General features: G+C 41.3%; 15 protein-coding genes. 1 reads left to right on the top strand and 14 read right to left on the bottom strand.

The genetic code is table 11. The features are described from left to right. Nucleotides 1-153: 153 nt before the first annotated feature. Together alaS and recA are read right to left on the bottom strand one after the other, a co-directional pair. Nucleotides 154-2,778, bottom strand: coding sequence for an alanine--tRNA ligase (alaS, locus tag EGC82_RS06990; RefSeq protein WP_124730135.1), 2,625 nt, complete (start codon nt 2,776-2,778; stop codon nt 154-156). Between the two features lie 591 nt (nt 2,779-3,369). Continuing rightward, complete coding sequence (gene recA, locus EGC82_RS06985; RefSeq protein ID WP_124730134.1) at nt 3,370-4,434, bottom strand: recombinase RecA; 1,065 nt, start codon at nt 4,432-4,434, stop codon at nt 3,370-3,372. Nucleotides 4,435-4,719: 285 nt separating this feature from the next. Between recA and mutS the strand changes: the two genes are divergently transcribed. Next, nucleotides 4,720-7,302, top strand: a complete 2,583-nt coding sequence (gene mutS, locus EGC82_RS06980; RefSeq protein WP_124730133.1) for a DNA mismatch repair protein MutS — start codon at nt 4,720-4,722, stop codon at nt 7,300-7,302. 388 nt (nt 7,303-7,690) lie between these two features. On the opposite strand, the gene rpoS is transcribed toward mutS, so the two are convergent. From rpoS to relA, 12 genes are all read right to left on the bottom strand, one after another. Beyond that, a complete protein-coding gene (rpoS, locus tag EGC82_RS06975) occupies nt 7,691-8,662 on the bottom strand; it encodes an RNA polymerase sigma factor RpoS (RefSeq protein ID WP_124730132.1) in 972 nt (323 codons plus the stop codon). Between the two features lie 78 nt (nt 8,663-8,740). Beyond that, complete coding sequence (locus EGC82_RS06970) at nt 8,741-9,673, bottom strand: peptidoglycan DD-metalloendopeptidase family protein (protein ID WP_415837554.1); 933 nt, start codon at nt 9,671-9,673, stop codon at nt 8,741-8,743. A gap of 102 nt (nt 9,674-9,775) precedes the next feature. Beyond that, on the bottom strand, nt 9,776-10,411 hold the full coding sequence (locus tag EGC82_RS06965) for a protein-L-isoaspartate(D-aspartate) O-methyltransferase (RefSeq protein WP_124730130.1): 636 nt from the start codon (nt 10,409-10,411) through the stop codon (nt 9,776-9,778). After that, nucleotides 10,408-11,157: a 5'/3'-nucleotidase SurE gene (surE, locus tag EGC82_RS06960; protein ID WP_124730129.1), complete on the bottom strand. Its 750-nt coding sequence runs from the start codon at nt 11,155-11,157 to the stop codon at nt 10,408-10,410. The genes EGC82_RS06965 and surE overlap by 4 nt, the downstream gene beginning before the upstream one ends. A gap of 3 nt (nt 11,158-11,160) precedes the next feature. Then, nucleotides 11,161-12,234 carry a tRNA pseudouridine(13) synthase TruD gene (gene truD, locus EGC82_RS06955; RefSeq protein WP_124730128.1) on the bottom strand — a complete coding sequence of 358 codons (1,074 nt, stop codon included), beginning with the start codon at nt 12,232-12,234 and terminating at the stop codon, nt 11,161-11,163. Between the two features lie 26 nt (nt 12,235-12,260). After that, nucleotides 12,261-12,740, bottom strand: a complete 480-nt coding sequence (gene ispF / locus EGC82_RS06950) for a 2-C-methyl-D-erythritol 2,4-cyclodiphosphate synthase (RefSeq protein WP_124730127.1) — start codon at nt 12,738-12,740, stop codon at nt 12,261-12,263. Between the two features lie 62 nt (nt 12,741-12,802). Then, the gene (gene ispD, locus EGC82_RS06945; RefSeq protein WP_124730126.1) at nt 12,803-13,501 is read right to left on the bottom strand and encodes a 2-C-methyl-D-erythritol 4-phosphate cytidylyltransferase; all 699 of its coding nucleotides are present in this window, start codon (nt 13,499-13,501) and stop codon (nt 12,803-12,805) included. Between the two features lie 62 nt (nt 13,502-13,563). Next, nucleotides 13,564-13,866 (bottom strand): cell division protein FtsB, encoded by a 303-nt coding sequence (ftsB, locus tag EGC82_RS06940; protein ID WP_124730125.1) that lies wholly within the window; start codon nt 13,864-13,866, stop codon nt 13,564-13,566. A gap of 100 nt (nt 13,867-13,966) precedes the next feature. Beyond that, nucleotides 13,967-15,268 carry a phosphopyruvate hydratase gene (gene eno, locus EGC82_RS06935; protein WP_124730124.1) on the bottom strand — a complete coding sequence of 434 codons (1,302 nt, stop codon included), beginning with the start codon at nt 15,266-15,268 and terminating at the stop codon, nt 13,967-13,969. 274 nt (nt 15,269-15,542) lie between these two features. Then, nucleotides 15,543-17,180: a CTP synthase gene (locus EGC82_RS06930; RefSeq protein WP_124730123.1), complete on the bottom strand. Its 1,638-nt coding sequence runs from the start codon at nt 17,178-17,180 to the stop codon at nt 15,543-15,545. Between the two features lie 114 nt (nt 17,181-17,294). After that, nucleotides 17,295-18,086, bottom strand: coding sequence for a nucleoside triphosphate pyrophosphohydrolase (mazG, locus tag EGC82_RS06925; RefSeq protein ID WP_244212577.1), 792 nt, complete (start codon nt 18,084-18,086; stop codon nt 17,295-17,297). A 183-nt stretch (nt 18,087-18,269) separates the two neighbouring features. Then, complete coding sequence (relA, locus tag EGC82_RS06920) at nt 18,270-20,477, bottom strand: GTP diphosphokinase (protein ID WP_124730121.1); 2,208 nt, start codon at nt 20,475-20,477, stop codon at nt 18,270-18,272. Nucleotides 20,478-20,585 lie beyond the last annotated feature (108 nt).

Below are 20,585 nucleotides of genomic sequence, written 5' to 3'. Positions count from 1 at the left end.
TATTGTCCAACGCTAACAACCCTTTTAAACGCTTTTACTGTTAGCAAGTTAGTTCACTATGCCAAATCTACTCATAGCACTCAAGTCATAAAGTCGCATATCATAGACTTTATGACTCAATTGCCATTAAAAAACGCTAATCTACAGATTTCATTAGCTTAAACGTTCGTTTACCCAAGGTTCTACTAGGGCTAATGCTGCCGCTAAATTCTCAGGTTGAGTACCACCTGCTTGAGCCATATCGGGACGCCCACCGCCTTTACCACCAACCTGCTGTGCAACCATTGCCACCAACTCACCGGCTTTAATCTTTTTAGTTAAATCATTACTGACACCAACAATTAAATTAACTTTGCCATCTTTAGCTGTGCCTAACACAATAATGGCAGATTTAAGCTTTTGCTTCAGTTCGTCTTGCAAACCACGTAATGAACCAGGATCAATACCGTCAAGCTGTTTAACTAAAAGTTTAACACCATTGATTTCCACTGCATCGCCGGCCATATCAGCACTAGCTGCTGCAGCTAACTTATCTTTTAACTGAGACAAATCTTTCTCTAACTGTTTCACTTTATCTAACTGAGCTTTTAATTTAGCCACTACAGAAGCACTGTCTGATTTAAGTAATTGCGCTGCTTCGTCTAACACCGCTTGTTGCTCGGCAATATAAGCCATAGCAGCAATACCGGTAACGGCTTCAATACGACGAACGCCTGCAGCAATGCCACCCTCAGAAGTGATTTTAAATAACCCAATATCGCCAGTACGGCCAACGTGAGTACCACCACACAGTTCGATAGAGAAATCACCCATGGTAACCACACGCACTTGGTCATCGTATTTCTCACCAAATAATGCCATTGCACCTTTTTCTTTGGCTTCATCAATAGCCATTTCTGTCGTGCAAAGCTCATGGTTACGACGAATTTGAGTATTGACTAAATCTTCTACGGCTTTCAATTCTGATGGTTTAACGGCTTCAAAGTGAGCAAAATCAAAACGCAAACGTTCGGGATTTACTAATGAGCCTTTTTGAGACACATGTGATCCTAATACTTGGCGTAATGCTGCATGCAATAAGTGAGTCACCGAATGATTTAACTGAGTACGGTGACGCAATTCTTTATCCACCTGCGCAGTTAATTGCTGGCCTACAACGAGTTTGCCTTGAATTAATTTACCTTGGTGGCCGGTAGCAGAACCAAACTTTTGCGTATCAGTAACGTTAAATTCTACGCCATCAGTTGTTAATTGGCCTTTATCACCAATCTGTCCACCAGACTCGGCATAAAATGGAGTGTTATCGAGTACAACAACAGCATCCTGACCCACAATTACAGCATCAACGGCTTTACCGTCGACATATAAACCTACTACGTTCGGCTGCCCTGTTAGCTCGGTATAACCACTGAATGAAGTTTCGGCATCAATAATTAAATGGTTATTATAATCTGCACCAAAGTTACCCGCAGCTTGTGCGCGACTTCGTTGCTCAGCCATTGCAACTTCAAAACCCGCTTCATCAACATTAATGTTGCGTTCACGACAAACATCAGCAGTTAAATCGACAGGAAAGCCATAAGTGTCATACAGTTTAAATGCAGTATCACCATCTAAAACGTCACCTTTTAATGCAGATAGAGCACCATCTAAAATGACTAGGCCGCGCTCAAGCGTACGGGCAAACTGCTCTTCTTCTGCTTTTAAGGCTTTTTCAACAATGGCTTGAGTTTGCTTTAAACCATTGGCAGCATCACCCATTACACTAATAAGTGTTGGTACTAATTTATAGAAAAATGCATCAGTGGCACCAAGTTTATTACCATGACGAACCGCTCGACGAATAATACGACGCAACACATAACCACGACCTTCATTTGATGGCATAACACCATCGGCAATTAAAAATGCACAAGAACGTATATGATCAGCAATAACACGCAGAGATTTATTTTCTAAATCACTGACACCTATAATTTCAGCCGTTTTGGCTATTAGCTGTTTAAAGATATCGATTTCGTAGTTTGAATGCACGCCTTGCATAATCGCTGCAATGCGCTCAATACCCATACCGGTATCAACAGAAGGTTTTGGTAATGGCAACATTTCACCGTCTGCTTGACGGTTATATTGCATAAATACAATATTCCAAATTTCAATAAAGCGGTCGCCATCTTCTTCAGGCGTACCAGGACGTCCACCCCAAATATGATCACCATGATCATAGAAAATTTCACTACACGGACCACAAGGTCCAGTATCGCCCATCTGCCAGAAGTTATCTGACGCAAACGGTCCACCTTTGTTATCGCCAATACGGATCATATTCTCTGGCGCAACACCGATTTTTTGAGTCCAAAGATCATATGCTTCGTCGTCTGTTTCATAAATAGTGACACATAAGCGATCTTTTGGCAGTTTGAGGGTTTCAGTTAAAAAGGTCCAAGCGAAACGAATGGCATCTTCTTTGAAGTAATCGCCAAAACTGAAGTTACCTAACATTTCAAAAAAAGTATGGTGACGAGCCGTATAACCTACATTATCTAAATCGTTATGTTTACCACCAGCACGAACACAACGTTGTGATGTTGTGGCTCGGCTATAATTACGCTTATCCATACCGAGGAACACATCTTTAAACTGGTTCATACCCGCATTGGTAAATAACAGTGTTGGGTCGTTAGTGGGAACGAGCGAGCTGCTATCAACAACCTGATGTCCGTTATCTTCAAAGTACTTTAAAAATGCACTTCTTAACTCTGCTGTAGTCTGAAACATAAATGGCCCTGAATAGAGAAAATACAAAAGTAACGAGCTTGGCATGCAAGCCAGTAAATGTAGGCATTATATACTGAATTTGTCGAAAGAAGCGAGGCGAGTCAGTCGATTATCATCTCAGTTAAATTCGATAGCTTAAGAGGTTAATTGCACCAAAACGAATGATATAGCGAGCGAAGTACCGTTGTTTTAATGGAGGTCTTTGAAGATAGCATTCTTGAGTAACGATTCTTTTGAGCGGGGTTATGTTTAGCCATATCAAAAATCTATGCTGCGGCTATCAATCATCACTGTAATGATGCCTTTGCTTAAAACCGTTTCCGCTAGGGCCAATTTAATTGCATATTGTTAAGGTTTTTATGAATATGTCGATATCAATAAATTCGTTAATTAAAATTATTAGTTGCCGTAATTATGTCAACCATGACCACTTCAAAAGCAATCATTTCTACAGCTTGATGAAATCCACAATCTAATTTTTATAGGACATGGCATTATAAAAGCCGTTTAATGATAGCTAATGCTTTATTTTTTAACGAAAAAAATCGCGGTGTGCAAGGTGCACTACCGCGATTGATTTTATTGACGGGTTTAGAAAACTTCGCCGGTTTCAAGATCAATATTATCTTCACTTTCTGATTTTGAATCTGATGCGTTAGCACCACCATTCAATAACATAGTACGTAAAGTAGTATTAATCTCACTGGCAATTGCTGGGTTTTCAGTAAGGAATTTACCTGCATTCGCACGGCCTTGACCAATCTTCTCGCCTTTGTAGCTATACCAAGCACCCGCTTTATCAACCAGCTTGTGCGCAACACCTAAATCGACTAATTCACCAGTACGATTAATACCTTGTCCGTAAAGGATTTGGAATTCAGCTTGCTTAAATGGAGCAGCAATTTTGTTTTTAACCACTTTAACGCGGGTTTCATTACCGATAACTTCATCGCCGTCTTTAATAGCACCGGTACGACGAATATCTAAACGAACTGAAGCGTAAAACTTGAGTGCATTACCACCTGTAGTCGTTTCAGGGCTACCAAACATCACACCAATTTTCATACGAATTTGGTTAATAAAAATAAGCAGAGTATTAGATTGCTTAAGGTTACCAGCAAGTTTACGCATCGCCTGGCTCATCATACGAGCAGCTAGGCCCATATGCGAATCGCCAATCTCACCTTCAATTTCAGCTTTTGGCGTTAACGCTGCAACAGAATCGACAACAATAACGTCTACAGCACCAGAGCGGGTTAACGCATCGCAAATTTCTAATGCTTGCTCACCAGTGTCTGGTTGCGAACAAAGTAAGTTATCAATATCCACGCCAAGCTTTTTGGCATAAATAGGGTCAAGAGCATGCTCAGCATCAATAAACGCACAGGTTTTACCTTCGCGTTGCGCTGCGGCAATCACTTCAAGAGTTAATGTGGTTTTACCTGATGACTCTGGTCCGTAAATTTCAACGATACGTCCCATTGGTAAACCGCCGGCACCCAGTGCGATATCCAATGAAAGCGAACCGGTAGAGATAGTTTCAACATCCATTGTGCGATCTTCGCCCAACTTCATAATTGAGCCTTTACCAAATTGCTTTTCAATTTGGCTTAAAACGGCGGCTAGCGCTTTCTCTTTGTTTGGATCAACCTTCATTATAAAACCCTCTTAAGGCATTCAATACGTTTAGTAAAATGCTATTTTGACTTAGGTGAAATGATCTAAACCATTTCATTATGTCCATCAGTATACTGTATAGTCATACAGTATCAAGTGCTGAGCGCAATTTTTTTTAAACCTTTGAGAATTGCCTTTTTATATCAATATTTGATTCTCGTAAATTTTTTTGTATGAATCTATTTATACCCTGAGGGCAAATATTGTTAAGATTGGCCCCATAAGATTTACGCCCTAAGATTGATTAATAGTGAAGTGTTCATAATGACAGTGATTGATACCAGCGATTTAGAAAAACACACCCCAATGATGCGTCAATATTTGGGCTTAAAAGCCGCCCATCCTGATATGTTATTGTTTTATCGAATGGGTGATTTCTATGAACTATTTTACGATGACGCTAAACGCGCTTCTGAAATGCTAGGTATTTCGCTTACAGCCCGCGGAAAAAGTGGTGGTGATCCTATCCCCATGGCAGGTATTCCCTATCATGCTGTTGAAGGTTATTTAGCAAAACTTGTTAATATTGGTCAGTCTGTGGCCATTTGTGAACAAATTGGTGATCCTGCCACATCAAAAGGTCCAGTTGAGCGTCAAGTGGTACGCATTGTTACACCTGGCACTTTAACCGATGAAGCGCTACTGCAAGAAAAACAAGACAATTTGCTGGCAGCGCTCTATCAAGGTAAAAACGGTTTTGGTTACGCTACCTTAGATATTTCATCAGGCCGTTTTGTGGTGGCGGAATTGCCTACTCGAGAAGCTTTGGAAGCTGAATTACAACGCACAAATCCTGTCGAATTACTTTATAGTGAAGATTTTTCTGACATGTTATTAATCAATAAAATGAAAGGTATTCGTCGTCGTCCTGAGTGGGAGTTTGACTACGATACTTGTGTAAGTTTATTGCTAAGTCAATTTGGTACCAAAGATTTACATGGCTTTGGTATTAGTGATGCACGCTTAGCATTACAAGCTGCCGGTTGTTTAATGCAGTATGTAAAAGATACTCAAAAGATGGCATTGCCTCATATCAATTCGATTGTGCGTTTTAATCAATCTGAATCTATTATTTTAGATGCCGCGACTCGACGCAACTTAGAGCTAACTCAAAACTTGTCCGGTGGACGAGAAAATACCCTGTCGTGGGTGCTGGATAATACCGCTACCCCTATGGGTAGCCGCATGTTACAACGCTGGATCCACGAGCCACTTCGCAATAGACAAACGATTCAATACCGTCATAGCGCGGTTAGCGAATTAATTGAGCAAAATATATATCAACCCCTGCATGAACAGCTCAAAAGCTTGGGCGATATTGAACGTATTATGGCGCGGTTATCACTACGCAGTGCCAGACCTCGAGACTTTTCACGTTTAAAGCAAGCGCTGACACTTTTACCAGAAATTAAGCAAACATTAGCGATATGCCAGCAACCTCGATTAACGGCATTGGTTCAATTATTAGGTGAGTTTCCAGAGCAACACGATTTACTCGATCGCGCTATTGTCGATAACCCACCAGTATTAATTCGTGATGGCGGTGTTATCCGTACAGGCTATAATAATGAGTTAGATGAATGGCGTAAATTGAGCGAAGGCGCGAGCGATTATTTGGTTGAACTTGAAGCTCGCGAGAAACAACAAACAGGGATTAATACCTTAAAAGTGGGTTATAACCGCGTCCATGGTTATTATATTGAAGTAAGCCGTTTACAGGCTGATAGAGTGCCATTGAGCTATCAACGCCGACAAACGCTTAAAGGAACTGAGCGTTATATCACCCCAGAGTTGAAAGAATACGAAGAAAAAGTACTCTCAAGTCAGGGCAAAGCTCTTGCACTTGAAAAGCAACTTTGGGAACAATTATTTGACCTGTTATTGCCAAAATTACAAGAGTTACAACAGTTTGCTAGTGCCGCTGCTGAATTAGATATATTGAGCAATTTTGCTGAGCGTGCAGAAACATTTAATTATCAATGCCCACAAATGACCCATGATATTGGTATTCATATTAAGGCTGGTCGTCATCCTGTTGTTGAGCGTGTCAGCCAAGCAGCATTTATTGCTAATCCGGTCGAGTTAACCCCAAAACGCCAAATGCTAATTGTAACGGGTCCCAATATGGGCGGTAAATCAACCTATATGCGTCAAGTGGCACTGATAACATTGATGGCGCACATTGGCTGCTTTGTTCCAGCGGACTCTGCTCGAATAGGTGAAATAGACAGAATATTCACTCGTATTGGTGCATCAGATGATTTAGCTTCAGGTCGCTCAACCTTCATGGTTGAAATGACCGAAACGGCCAATATTTTACATAACGCAACGGCAAACAGCTTAGTGCTGATGGATGAAATAGGCCGTGGCACCTCAACCTATGATGGCTTATCACTAGCTTGGTCTGCAGCAGAATATCTTGCAAAAAACCTTAGTGCACTGACATTATTTGCCACTCATTATTTTGAGCTTACCCAACTGCCAGAACTGTTATCGTCAGTGATTAATGTTCGCTTAGATGCCATAGAGCACGACGACACCATTGCTTTTATGCATTCAGTTCAAGACGGTGCAGCAAGTAAAAGTTATGGTTTACAAGTAGCGGCGCTCGCCGGAGTACCAGCGCAAGTGATTAAAGCGGCAAAACAAAAACTGCATCAACTTGAAAATAGAGACATGAGTTTATCACCACAGAATACAACCCAGGTGAGCATGAATTTATTACCCCCAATACCAGAACCTTCAAAGGCATTAGAAAAGTTAGCACAAATTAACCCAGATGATTTGACGCCCAAACAGGCTTTAGATTATTTATATGAGTTGAAGCGCTTAAATAACGTAAGCTAACCATAGCTAAATAGTGTTTACGTTTAAATTAAAATAATAAACGGTGGAAGTCTGTTAAGACTTCCATTCCACTATCCACTCAAAAAAGAAAGTACTGCGATAACGATAGCCAGGTTCGACAATAGGTTGAAGATGATAGGTTTGATAGGTTAAAATATGCTAGAGCAATGAGATAGAGTCAAAAAATCGACTAGTATCGAAAATGATGATAATTACGTTAAATTGAACAAATGATTAAGCTTAAACCTGCTTCGTTCACCTCTATATTGCTTAATTGTATAGCATTTACCATTGATATCGATTGGCGGGATAAACCTAAGTGCATGAGCCAAAAATACTACTCATATAGGCTTTGACCCGAATATCGATAATAAGCTTTCACTATCCATTAATCTCTGAATAATGCTTCAACTGAAAGCCCTTGTGCTCCCAACAGATCTTTTAAACGTTTAAGCGCTTCAACTTGAATTTGACGAACTCGTTCACGCGTTAACCCTATTTCGGCACCGACATTTTCTAATGTTGAAGGTTCATATCCGAGTAGACCAAAACGTCTCGCCAGTACTTCACGCTGCTTAGTATTAAGCTCATTTAACCATCCAACAATCGAAGTAGATAAATCTTCATTTTGCACACGATAGTCAGGACCAACAGAATCATCATCAGCAATAACATCTAATAATGCCGTCTCATTATCACCACTGAGAGGTGAGTCTACCGAGGTGATTCTTTCGTTTAGTTTCAACATCCGACTAACATCACCAGTCGATACATCTAACTTTGCGGCGATTTCTTCTGCGGTAGGTTCATGATCAAGTTTTTGCGCAAGTTGCCTTGCTGTACGTAAGTACACATTTAATTCTTTAACAACATGGATCGGCAAACGGATAGTCCGAGTCTGGTTCATGATCGCTCGTTCAATAGTTTGTCTAATCCACCATGTTGCATAGGTAGAAAAACGAAAACCACGTTCAGGATCAAATTTTTCGACCGCTCTTATTAAGCCTAAATTACCTTCTTCGATAAGATCGAGTAAGGCTAAGCCACGATTGTTATATCTTCTGGAAATTTTAACCACAAGGCGGAGGTTACTTTCTATCATGCGGTTGCGAGATTTTTCACAGCCTTTGAGGGATTTACGTGAAAAAAACACTTCTTCCTCAGCTGTTAATAGCGGAGAAAAACCTATTTCACCTAAATATAATTGAGTAGCGTCTAAATTTTTCTGTAAGTCATCTTGGACTTTTTCTTCAATATCGAGTTGTTGCACCAAATCACGACGATCGGTTGCAACTTCTGGTGGTTGTTTAGCTAGATCGACAAGACATTCTGCTGAAGCAGTATTATTTTTGCGGCTCATAATTGCTCTCCCAAACCTAATTTATGTTATTTAATCTACTGCACTCGCTTATCCTCCGTTAATTATGTTGCTAAACAATTACTGTTTAGGTAGATATCGTAATGGGTTGACAGACTTACCATGAAAGCGCACTTCAAAGTGAAGCATAACTTGATTAGTCCCGGTACTGCCCATTTTGGCAACTGTTTGGCCTGCAGTCACATATTGCCTTTCTTTAACCAGTATCGTGTCAGCATGCGCATAAGCACTTAAAAAATCATCATTATGTTTAATAATAACTAAGTTGCCATACCCGCGCAGTGCATTACCTGCATACACGACTCTCCCATCTGCTGCGGCTTTAATAATATCGCCGCGATTACCCGCAATCTTAATACCTTGATTGCCTTGTTCTGAAGCCGAAAAATACCCGATTATTCGACCTCTAACTGGCCAATGCCATTGTTGAACTTGTGGTGGTAAATTTGCAACAGAACCACTTGTATTTTGGTTAATTGTTTGTTGGGTAGTTGTTACAGAATACGCAGGCTTGACTTTGTGATCAAGATCTTTTTTCGTTCTGACTGAAACTACCGCAGGGCTTGGCGTTGGCACTTCTGCTGGTTTGATTGTTTCTAATTTAGAACCAATCGAACTCGAGATATAGGGTTTAGTAATAGCTTGAGTTTGTACCGGGCCAACATAAGCTTGAGACGGTCGAACCATTGCCGATGGGCGATTAGTTGTTGCGGATAAATTAAGCATTTGCCCAGGATAAATAGTATAAGGCGTCGATAAACGGTTCAAACGAGCGACTTCAACAAAGTTACGCCCTGCCCCCCAAGCTATTGAGTAAAGCGTGTCACCTTTCTTTACCCTATATTTATCGGTTTTTAATGAGCCTTTATGGTAACGAGGGCCATGATTTTTTGACGATAAACTATCAACCGGTGCGGGACGTTCAGCTTGAAAGCTACATCCAGAGAGCATGATTGCTAAGACCACAAAGTTTGGCCAACCGGTATTCATCAAACAAAGTCCTTAAAGAGAAAAATACGTGATTGTTAAACTAAAACAAGCTTGTTCTAAACGAAAACATCGTTAATTTACCAAGACTCGCTTTTATCGAATTGACTATGCCAAATCTCCATTAATAAGCGGAACAAATTTAACCGCCTCAATAATCTCAGATTGAAATGTCTGCCCGCTACGGGTAATTTTGAGTAATTGTTGAGTGTCTTCCCCAACAGGAATAATTAATACTCCATGGTCAGCTAATTGTTCAAGTAATGCTTGAGGTACTGTTGCTGCTGCCGCGGTCACCATAATGCCATCAAATGGACCACGGTTTGGCCAACCTTGCCAACCGTCACCATATTTAAATGACACATTATGTAAATCTAGACGCTTTAATCGCTGGCGAGCTTGTATTTGTAATGCTTTTATACGCTCAATAGTACATAACTGTGGAATTAATGATGCCAAAACAGCGGCTTGATAACCTGAACCGGTACCAATTTCTAACACTTTTTGAGGCTTATGTTGCAGTAAAAGCTCAGTCATTCGGGCGACAATATAAGGCTGTGAAATAGTTTGTCCCTGCCCGATCGGTAATGCGGTATTTTCATATGCTTTATGAGCAAGCGCACCATCAAGAAATAACTCTCGTGGTGTTGTGGCGACAGCATGCAATACTGCAGGATCTTTGATCCCTGCATCAGCCAATTTTTTGGCCAAATTAATTGCTGATGTTGAAGCTACCCTTGTCATATTTTTATTATCCAATCGGCTAATCCATCAAGTTGATTGTACGCCGTTAAGTCAACCGTTAGCGGTGTTATCGATACATATCCTGCTGCTACTGCACCAAAGTCGGTGCCTTCACCTGCATCTTGTTCACTGCCAACGGGCCCAAGCCAGTATATATCTTTACCCGCCGGATCTTGAGTCTTTATCATTCCTTCAGCTTTATGTCTTGCCCCCAAACGAGTAACTTTAATCCCTTTAATTTGTGCTGCAGGTAAATCAGGAACATTAACATTTAAAATTTGATCTCGGCTGATAGGATGCTCCAATAAGCCTTTTACAATTTTTGCAGCATAAATAGCGGCAGTATCATAATGGACTAATGATTTGCCCACCAGTGATATAGCCATCGCCGGTAACCCTAAAAATCGTCCTTCCATTGCTGCTGCAACAGTACCTGAATATAGGGTGTCATCGCCCATGTTAGCGCCAGCGTTAATACCCGATACCACAATATCGGGTTCTATTTGGCATAATTGTCTAATAGCAAGATGGACACAGTCAGTAGGGGTGCCATTAACAGAAACATAGCCGTTATCTAAGTTATTAATTCTTAATGGATTAGTCAAGGTTAATGAGTTACTCGCCCCTGAACAATTACGATCAGGAGCAACGGTTAATACTTGGGCAAACTCACTCAGTGCGTGACTTAACGCAATAATACCTGGCGCACTCACGCCATCATCGTTACTGACTAAAATATTAATCATTCATTAACACTCTTCATTTTTTTGTGCTTGTTGCTCAGCAACCATGACTTTTCGTTGCGATTCTTGGATATCTTGATAGTCAGCAAGCTCGCGGAGCACTGAAGTAGCATAACTGCCGGCGGGCAAAATAAATTCAAGTGTTACCGTATCTGCGTCAAACTGCCATTTCATTCCTTGTGGTTCAAGTAATAATGGGCGTCTTTCTTGTAATAACCCAGCCTCTTCAAGTCCTTGCAAGTCGGTAGATAACTCAGTTAATGGCATCATCTCCACGGCTAATGCATCACCTTGAGCTAAAGGCGTTCCTCTTCCCCACAGGGGAGCGGCAAGTTGGATGTCTTTTTCGACTAAACGCCTATTGAGCACATCATCCCATGCTTCAACCGTAAAATAGCTTTTACTGCCCGCTAACATGACGCAATCACCTACTAATGTATCGGTATGATGGTTGGCCAATCGAAATGACACCACTTGGTTAAATACATTGGAGCGAACCGCCGATAGATACATGCTGCGTTTATGACGATCTTTTATATTTCGACCACCACTGAGCATTTGTCGACCCAAAAGGAGATTTTTGCCATCATGGCCAAAACGTTGTTCGCCAAAGTAATTAGGCACACCCAGTTTGGCTATCTGTTGTAAACGCATTTCAACATCGGCAGTATCGGTAATATTACGCAATGTCAGCACAAAGCGATTGCCAAGTAAGGCGCCTATACGTAATTTTTTACTATGCCGGCTACTCGATAAAATAGTGAGTTTGTCGTCATTAAGCTGTGCCCACTCTGGTGTTTCTTTACCGGGGATGCGTATCCCGAACCATTGCTCAGTAATGGCATTTTTATCTTTTTGGCCAGCATAAGTCACTTCTTTAGGATGAACCTTAGCAAATTTAGCTAGTATTTCAGCAACATAAACCGTATTCATACCATTTTTGCGCACATGAAGCATATGATGTTCACCTTCACCGGTAGGGGTAAAAGGCAGAATTTCTTTAACGATAAAATCACTGTTATGAGTACGTAAATCAGCTTGGCTTATTGGTTTACCAAATAGGTAATACAATTCTTTCATGTGGCAGAACTCTCTATATTTGTAGGTTATTGACTCTTCATCAATACAACAGCTTCAACAGCAATGCCTTCTTTACGTCCAGTAAAACCGAGTTTTTCGGTCGTTGTCGCTTTAACATTAATGTTATCGATATCAGTTTGTAAATCAGCGCTTAAGCACTGACGTATGGCTTCAATATGTGGTGCCATCTTAGGTGCTTGTGCAATGATGGTCACATCTAAGTTACCTAAAACAAACTGCTTTTGCAGTGCAAGTTTATAACAGTGCCTTAATAGCACTCGACTATCGGCACCGGCAAAATTAATATCGGTATCAGGAAAGTGTTTACCTATATCACCTAACGCCATTGCACCTAATATGGCATCACTAATGGCATGCAGTACCACGTCACCGTCAGAGTGTGCAATCAGCCCGCTTTCATAAGGAACTGTCACGCCACCTAAAATAAGTGGGCTATCGCCGCCAAATTTATGTACATCAAAACCATGACCGATACGAATATTCATTTAAAACCTTATCTACATTTGCTATGAGGTGATATTAACGACTATAGCTATATCTATTAAATTTATTGTTGTGATATAAACAAAGCGGCTAACTGTAAATCATCAGGATGAGTCACTTTGATATTATCGATACGTCCACAGACCAAACCCGGCATAACACCAGCCCACTCCATGGCACTGGCTTCATCAGTAATAGACACTTTGGCCGCTAATGCGGCCGATAAGTGCTGGCGTAACACTGAAACAGGGAAAAACTGTGGGGTTAATGCATGCCATAACAGGGCGCGATCAACAGTATGAACAATATGACTATTGGCATCACTGCGCTTCATGGTGTCACGAACTGGCGCGGCAAGAATGGCACCTTGGGGATGAATGTCTACAGCGTTAATTAATTGAGTAATATCATCGTGGGTTACACAAGGTCTAGCGGCATCATGAACTAAAGCCCACGCATCAGGATTGAGGGTATGGGCATAATCTAATGCCGCTAAAACAGAATCAGCACGCTCTCCACCACCGGCAACTTGGGTTAACCTTGGATGCTGTGATTGGGGTAACTGATGGAAGTAATTATCTTGTGGATGCAGTGCAACAACAACTAACGTTATTTCAGGATGAGCCAATAATGTATCTAATGTATGAGCCAGAATGCTTTGATGCCCAAGCATTAAATATTGCTTAGGTTTATCAGCCCCCATGCGGCTGCCGATACCAGCAGCAGGAACAATAGCAATAATAGAACGAGGATTATTTCGCATATTAGCAGTACCAAGATTGAAAGTAATATAATTAAGGGTTATATCTGCGTTGCAACACAGCGTTAACGATTAAATTGGTTGCGCTCACGCAGCTCACTACCAACGACCCGATAAAACGTTTCGCCTTCTTTAACCATACCGAGTTCATTACGGGCACGCTCTTCGATGGCTTCAGTGCCACTTTTTAAATCAATAATCTCTTCTTTAAGGATTTGATTTCGAGCAACAAGCTTACCATTACCTTGTTCTTGCGCCGCTATTTGCGTTTGCAACACGACATATTCTGAAAAGTTGTTATCGCCCTGCCAAAGCCGGTACTGTAAGAGTGATAATAAACAAATCAATAAAAATATTAGTTGTTTCATAATATTAAGTTATGTCGAAGTAACCCCTGGAAAATATGACTGTTATAGTACAACAAAAAAGGCCACCGAGTGGTGGCCTTTTTAAGCTAAAGCAAAAATATTATCCTTGGCCTTTCACTTCTTTAAGACCGTTATATGGTGCTTTTGAACCTAGCGCTTCTTCAATACGAAGCAATTGGTTGTATTTAGCAACACGGTCACTACGGCTTAACGAGCCTGTTTTGATTTGCCCTGCCGCGGTACCTACTGCTAAATCAGCAATTGTTGAATCTTCTGTTTCGCCACTACGGTGAGAAATAACAACCGTAAAGCCTGCATCTTTAGCCATTTTAATTGCAGCCAAAGTTTCAGTTAATGTACCGATTTGGTTGAATTTAATTAAAATAGAGTTAGCAATACCATTATCGATACCACGCTTAAGGATCTTTGTATTAGTGACGAATAGATCATCACCGACTAATTGGATTTTATCGCCCATTAGTTTAGTTTGGTGAGCAAAACCATCCCAGTCAGACTCGTCAAGACCATCTTCGATAGAAACAATTGGGTAGCGAGTAGTAAGATCTTGTAAGAAGAAGTTAAATTCTTCAGAAGTGAATTTCTTGCCTTCACCTTTAAGATCGTAAATATTGGCTTCTTTGTCGTAAAACTCAGATGCAGCACAATCCATCGCTAACGTGATGTCTTTACCTAACTCATAACCTGCGTTGGCAACAGCAACTTTAATTGCGGCTAGTGCTGCTTCGTTAGACGCTAGGTTAGGTGCAAAACCACCTTCATCACCAACAGCGGTTGAGTGACCGTCAGCTTTTAACACTTTGGCTAAACTATGGAACACTTCTGCGCCCATGCGTAAACCTTCACGGAACGTTTTTGCACCAACAGGCTGGATCATAAACTCTTGGATATCAACGCTGTTATCTGCATGCTCGCCGCCATTAATGATGTTCATCATTGGTAGTGGCATAGAGTAAACACCAGGCGTACCATTTAAGTCAGCAATGTGAGCATATAAAGGGACATGTTTAGCTGCAGCGGCAGCTTTAGCAGCAGCAAGAGACACAGCAAGAATGGCGTTAGCGCCAAACTTAGCTTTGTTTTCTGTGCCGTCTAAGTCAATCATAATTTGGTCAAGTTCTGCTTGAGCTAGTGCATCTTTACCTTTTAGTGCATCAGCGATTGGGCCATTAACAGCAGCAACAGCCTTAAGTACACCTTTCCCTAAGTAACGTGCTTTATCGCCGTCACGTAGTTCTAATGCTTCGCGACTACCAGTTGAGGCGCCAGATGGTGCCGCAGCCATACCAATAAAACCGCCTTCTAAATGCACTTCTGCTTCAACTGTTGGGTTACCACGCGAATCCATAATCTCGCGACCAATCACTTTAATGATGTTAGCCATAATTCCCTCGTACTTTGGGTAAGTAAATTAAAAAATTAAAAGAAATAAAAAGTTAATACCAATAAAAACACATAACACACTTAAACAAGCTGATTTATTGGTATGTAACTTTCAGTTTTGTAATTTAAATTCGATTAGTGCTTAGGATAAATCGAATTAGACTTTGCATCAACTTAGTTTTCACTACAGTGTTACATCATCGATGCGATTATTTGATCTAACGCACGTATCTTGAATAAAAAAGCCGCTAATGGATTCATTAGCGGCTGGTTCATTAATCGATATCGCGTTTTTGATACGCATAAGAAGCGGCAATAAACCCTTCAAATAATGGATGTCCATCACGTGGTGTTGAAGTGAACTCTGGGTGGAATTGACCCGCAACAAACCATGGATGATCAGGCAGCTCAATCATCTCAATCAATTTACGATCAGAAGACAAACCACTGAATATAAGGCCTGCTTGCTCTAAACGTTCAATGTAGTTGTTATTGACTTCGTAACGATGACGATGACGTTCAACACAAGAATTAGCGTTATAAGCGATAGCGGCTTTAGAACCTTCTTTTAAATGACAAAGCTGAGCGCCTAAACGCATGGTGCCACCTAAATCGGAAGACTCATGACGTTTTTCAACATCACCTTCTTCGTTAATCCACTCAGTGATTAAGCCCACTACTGGATATGGTGTTTTAGGATTAAATTCAGTTGAATGAGCGCCTTCTAAACCGGCGACATTACGTGCAAACTCAATTAACGCCACTTGCATGCCTAAACAAATACCAAAATACGGTAAGTTGTTTTCACGGGCAAATTTAGCAGCAAATATTTTACCTTCGATACCGCGTTCACCAAAGCCACCAGGGACTAAAATACCGTCCAGGCCTTGCAACACTTCTTCGCCTTTAGCTTCAACCGTTTGCGAATCGATGTATTTAATATTTACCGTTAAACGGTTTTTTATACCCGCATGCTTTAAGGCTTCATTAACTGACTTATAGGCATCTGGTAACTCAATGTATTTACCTACCATACCAATAGTGACTTCACCATTTGGATTGGCTTCTTGATAAATAACATGCTCCCACTCTGACAAGTCAGCCTCGTTACAATCAAGGTTGAAACGCTTGATAACTAAGTCGTCTAATCCTTGAGAACGAAGTAGTGCAGGAATTTTATAAATACTATCGACGTCTTTTAATGAAATAACAGCACGCTCTTCAACGTTACAGAATAACGAAATTTTGGCTTTTTCATTAGCAGGGACTGCACGGTCACCACGACAAACCAGTACATCTGGTGCGATACCAATAGAGCGTAACTCTTTGACAGAATGCTGAGTTGGCTTAGTTTTAATCTCACCAGCGGCACCTAAAAATGGCACTAAGGTCAAATGCATAAATAAAGTGCGTTCACGTCCTAGCTCTGCACCTAATTGGCGAATAGATTCAAGAAAAGGTAATGATTCTATATCACCTACCGTGCCACCGATTTCCACAATCGCCACATCATGGCCTTCGCCACCGGCTAACACTTTTTCTTTAATCGCGTTAGTAATGTGTGGAATAACCTGAATGGTAGCGCCTAAGTAATCACCACGACGCTCTTTACTAATCACTTCTTCGTAAATACGCCCAGTAGTAAAGTTATTACGGCGATTCATTTTAGTGCGAATAAAACGTTCGTAATGACCTAAGTCGAGATCGGTTTCAGCGCCATCTTCAGTCACAAATACTTCACCGTGCTGAGTCGGGCTCATGGTACCTGGATCGACGTTAATATAGGGATCAAGTTTCATAATGGTTACATTGAGGCCACGCGCCTCTAAAATTGCTGCGAGCGATGCTGCTGCAATGCCTTTACCTAGTGATGAAACAACGCCACCAGTAACGAAGATATACCTTGTAGTCATGCTGAACCTGAGAAATTGTGTTAGAAAAAACGTGCTTGTAAGAAAGCACTAGGACGGGGCAATATTATAGCAAAGCCGCCTCGTTTCGACAAACTTAAACGCGCTAATTTTAGCTTAATTTATGTTTTCGTATTGTTTTACCGCATTCCAGTAGTGGTCTAATTCTTCCAAGCTATGCTGCTCTATTGGTTTACCGCTTTCGCCTACACATCGTTCTACCCCTCTAAATCGCCGTTCAAATTTACGATTGGCTTGACGCAATGCTTGTTCAGGATCAACCTTTAAATGACGCGCAAGGTTAACCACAGCAAACAACAAATCGCCCATTTCATCTACAATTCTAGGTTGGTAAAAATCAGGATCTTGATGTCGCAGATTAACTTCTACTAGCACTTCATCAATTTCTTCATGGATTTTTGCGACTACAGGATCTAGCTCTGCCCAATCAAAACCAACCTTTGCCACTCGATGTTGAATTTTTCGAGCTCGGCTTAGCGCTGGCAATGCTTGAGGGATATCATCTAGGGCTGAATGCTGTTGTTTTTGCTGGCGTTCAAAGGCTTTTAACTTATCCCACGCTTGGCTTAAATCATCGGTACTAGTAATTGCGGTAGTTGCTTGGGTTTCTGAATCACCAAAAACATGTGGATGGCGACGAATTAACTTATCACTAATACGTTCAACCACAGTGGCAAAATCAAACTTACCTTGCTCTTGCCCTAGTTGGCAATAAAACACCACCTGAAACAGTAAGTCACCTAATTCATCCGGCAGCTCTTCCCATGCTTGTCGCTCAATAGTATCGACAACTTCATAAGCTTCTTCTAAAGTAAAAGGCATAATGCTGGCAAAATCTTGGGCAAGATCCCACTGACAACCCGATTCAGGATTGCGTAATTGCTGCATGATGGTCAGTAACGATTGAATGTCTGCCACAATAATTCCTCTTTAAATAATTAAAAAGGCACCTTGATTAGAGGTGCCTTGGTCGCGGTAACACAATTAGCTGAGTAAAACTTGATTATCTGCGTCTTGATTATCGATTTGCTAAAGTATAAAAACTGAAGTCAGCGAACTCAAGCCTGTAAACTAAAGTCGGCGCGACTCTATCACGCCGTCGACTTGCGATAATTTGGCGAGGATCCGCGATAAACCGTCTAAATTATATAACTCAAGTTCAAGCTCTACGGTTGCCGTTTGGCTTTTAACATCTGATGACGAGCTCATTGCCATTACATTAGACTTTTCAGCAGCAAGCACTGTGGTTAAATCGCGTAATAGCCCACTACGATCATGGGCAAGTACTCTAACGCGAATACGATAACCTCCAGAATAGTTTTCACCCCAAATAACATCTACGCTTCGTTCAGGATGTGCACGCATTAACTCTTTCACTTGCTCGCAATCACTGCGGTGCACTGAAATACCTCGCCCCATGGTGATATAACCAAAAATCTCATCACCAGGCACCGGTTGGCAGCAACGAGCGATGTGGCTCATTAAATTACCCACCCCATTAACTTCAACTTGGCCTTTACTCGATTTTTGAGGTTTATGGGACGCTTTCTTAATAATGTCTTCAAGTAAATCTTCGTCAGTGTCTGCAACCTTGCGAATTTTGGTGTCGGTAAAGTTAACGACCTGATTTAAGCGTAAATCTCCCCCGCCGATAGCCGCCAGCATGTCGTCCATTGAATTTAAATTAAAACGCTCTACCGCCACTGCTGCGTCTTTAATTTTTAAGCCAACGCGGGCTAATTCAGACTCAAGCATCTCTTTACCCGCGGCAATGTTTTTATCGCGGTCTTGTTGCTTAAACCAATGTTGTATTTTTGAGCGCGAACGCGATGACTTGATATAACCTAAGTTTAAATTGAGCCAGTCACGTTTCGGGTTAGGTGTTTTTGAGGTGATAATCTCAATACGTTCACCGGTTTCAACTTGATAAGTGAACGGTACAATACGCCCATCCACCTTAGCACCAATACACTTGTGACCCACTTGAGAGTGAATATAGTAAGCAAAGTCGAGTACGGTTGACCCTAAAGGTAAATCAACTACTTCGCCACTTGGGGTAAATACATAGACTCGATCTTCAAATACCTGGCTACGGACTTCGTCAACCAAATTACCACTTTCAGCCACATCTTCTTGCCACTGTAAAATTTTACGCAACCAATTAATTTTTTCTTCGTAACCCGTTTGTTTGGTGCTACTGGTGCCTTCTTTATATTTCCAATGCGCAGCGACCCCAAGCTCAGAATCTTGATGCATCGCCTCAGTACGAATTTGAATTTCTACTGTTTTGCCTTCAGGGCCAACCACCACAGTGTGAATAGATTGATAACCATTAGGTTTTGGATTGGCTACGTAATCGTCAAACTCCCGCGGAATATGGTGCCAAAGGTCGTGCACAACCCCTAATGCGCCATAGCAATCTTGCAGTCTTTCAGTGACGATACGTACGGCTCGAACATCAAAAAGCTCATCAAACTTGAGATCTTTGCCCTTCATTTTACGCCAAATACTGTAAATGTGCTTAGGACGACCATACACTTTAGCGCGAATATCATCACTGTCTAAACGTTGCTGTAGCTGGGTAACAAATTTATCGATGAACACTTCACGATCAACCCGCTTACCATCCAATTGTTTAGCGATGTCTTTGTATACGATTGGATGCAAGTAGCGAAAAGAAATATCCTCAAGTTCCCACTTTAATTGACCAATGCCCAAACGATTTGCTAATGGCGCATAAATATCGGCAATTTCACGTGCTAATAATACTCGCGTTTCTTCATCGGAATTTTTGACCGCGCGCAGTAAACACACTCGCTCAGCTAATTTGATCACTACGGCGCGAACATCTTCAACCATGGCTAGTAACATTTTTCGGATGTTATCAATTTGCGGTTCGGCATCGCGAGAGTTTTGACTGACCTTTAACGCGCCAATGGCATTCATAGTCACAACGCTGGCAACTAACCTTGCAAGGTTTTCACCGTATTGCTCGAGAATTTGCTCGTCATTAAGCACGCCAGCATCGAGTAGCAAAAATAATACCGCAGCTTGCAGGGTTTCAATGTCCATATTCAGCGGCGCTAAGATTTCAATCATTTCGCGAGCGCGCGCAAGCAACTCAGTATGAGCCAGCTTATTTTTAACCGGTAAGGCCTCAACTTGCTGGATCAAAACCAATAATTTCTGAGCGTCATCTTTATCGTCGAGATAACGAGCCACCCACTCATCTAATTGGAATGCTTGCGTATTAAAATGTGCTTCGCGAACAGATACCATGAACCCTTCCTTAGCCGCATGACCGACTGACATCCAACTATATTCACACATGTCATATTATGCAGATATAGCGTTAACAATAACTAAACGACTTATCTTGAAGATCTA

Source organism: Shewanella livingstonensis (assembly GCF_003855395.1).
GTDB lineage: Bacteria > Pseudomonadota > Gammaproteobacteria > Enterobacterales > Shewanellaceae > Shewanella > Shewanella livingstonensis.
The sequence above is the reverse complement of the archived record's forward strand: the minus strand, read 5'-3'. Positions and strand labels throughout refer to the sequence as shown.

Excerpts from the sequence above, each read along its gene's own strand:
- alaS (WP_124730135.1), bottom strand. The coding sequence starts at position 2,778 with ATGTTTCAGACTACAGCAGAGTTAAGAAGTGCATTTTTAAAGTACTTT.
- recA (WP_124730134.1), bottom strand. The coding sequence starts at position 4,434 with ATGAAGGTTGATCCAAACAAAGAGAAAGCGCTAGCCGCCGTTTTAAGC.
- mutS (WP_124730133.1), top strand. The coding sequence starts at position 4,720 with ATGACAGTGATTGATACCAGCGATTTAGAAAAACACACCCCAATGATG.
- rpoS (WP_124730132.1), bottom strand. The coding sequence starts at position 8,662 with ATGAGCCGCAAAAATAATACTGCTTCAGCAGAATGTCTTGTCGATCTA.
- EGC82_RS06965 (WP_124730130.1), bottom strand. The coding sequence starts at position 10,411 with ATGACAAGGGTAGCTTCAACATCAGCAATTAATTTGGCCAAAAAATTG.
- surE (WP_124730129.1), bottom strand. The coding sequence starts at position 11,157 with ATGATTAATATTTTAGTCAGTAACGATGATGGCGTGAGTGCGCCAGGT.
- truD (WP_124730128.1), bottom strand. The coding sequence starts at position 12,234 with ATGAAAGAATTGTATTACCTATTTGGTAAACCAATAAGCCAAGCTGAT.
- ispF (WP_124730127.1), bottom strand. The coding sequence starts at position 12,740 with ATGAATATTCGTATCGGTCATGGTTTTGATGTACATAAATTTGGCGGC.
- ispD (WP_124730126.1), bottom strand. The coding sequence starts at position 13,501 with ATGCGAAATAATCCTCGTTCTATTATTGCTATTGTTCCTGCTGCTGGT.
- ftsB (WP_124730125.1), bottom strand. The coding sequence starts at position 13,866 with ATGAAACAACTAATATTTTTATTGATTTGTTTATTATCACTCTTACAG.
- eno (WP_124730124.1), bottom strand. The coding sequence starts at position 15,268 with ATGGCTAACATCATTAAAGTGATTGGTCGCGAGATTATGGATTCGCGT.
- EGC82_RS06930 (WP_124730123.1), bottom strand. The coding sequence starts at position 17,180 with ATGACTACAAGGTATATCTTCGTTACTGGTGGCGTTGTTTCATCACTA.
- mazG (WP_244212577.1), bottom strand. The coding sequence starts at position 18,086 with ATGCAGCAATTACGCAATCCTGAATCGGGTTGTCAGTGGGATCTTGCC.
- relA (WP_124730121.1), bottom strand. The coding sequence starts at position 20,477 with ATGGTATCTGTTCGCGAAGCACATTTTAATACGCAAGCATTCCAATTA.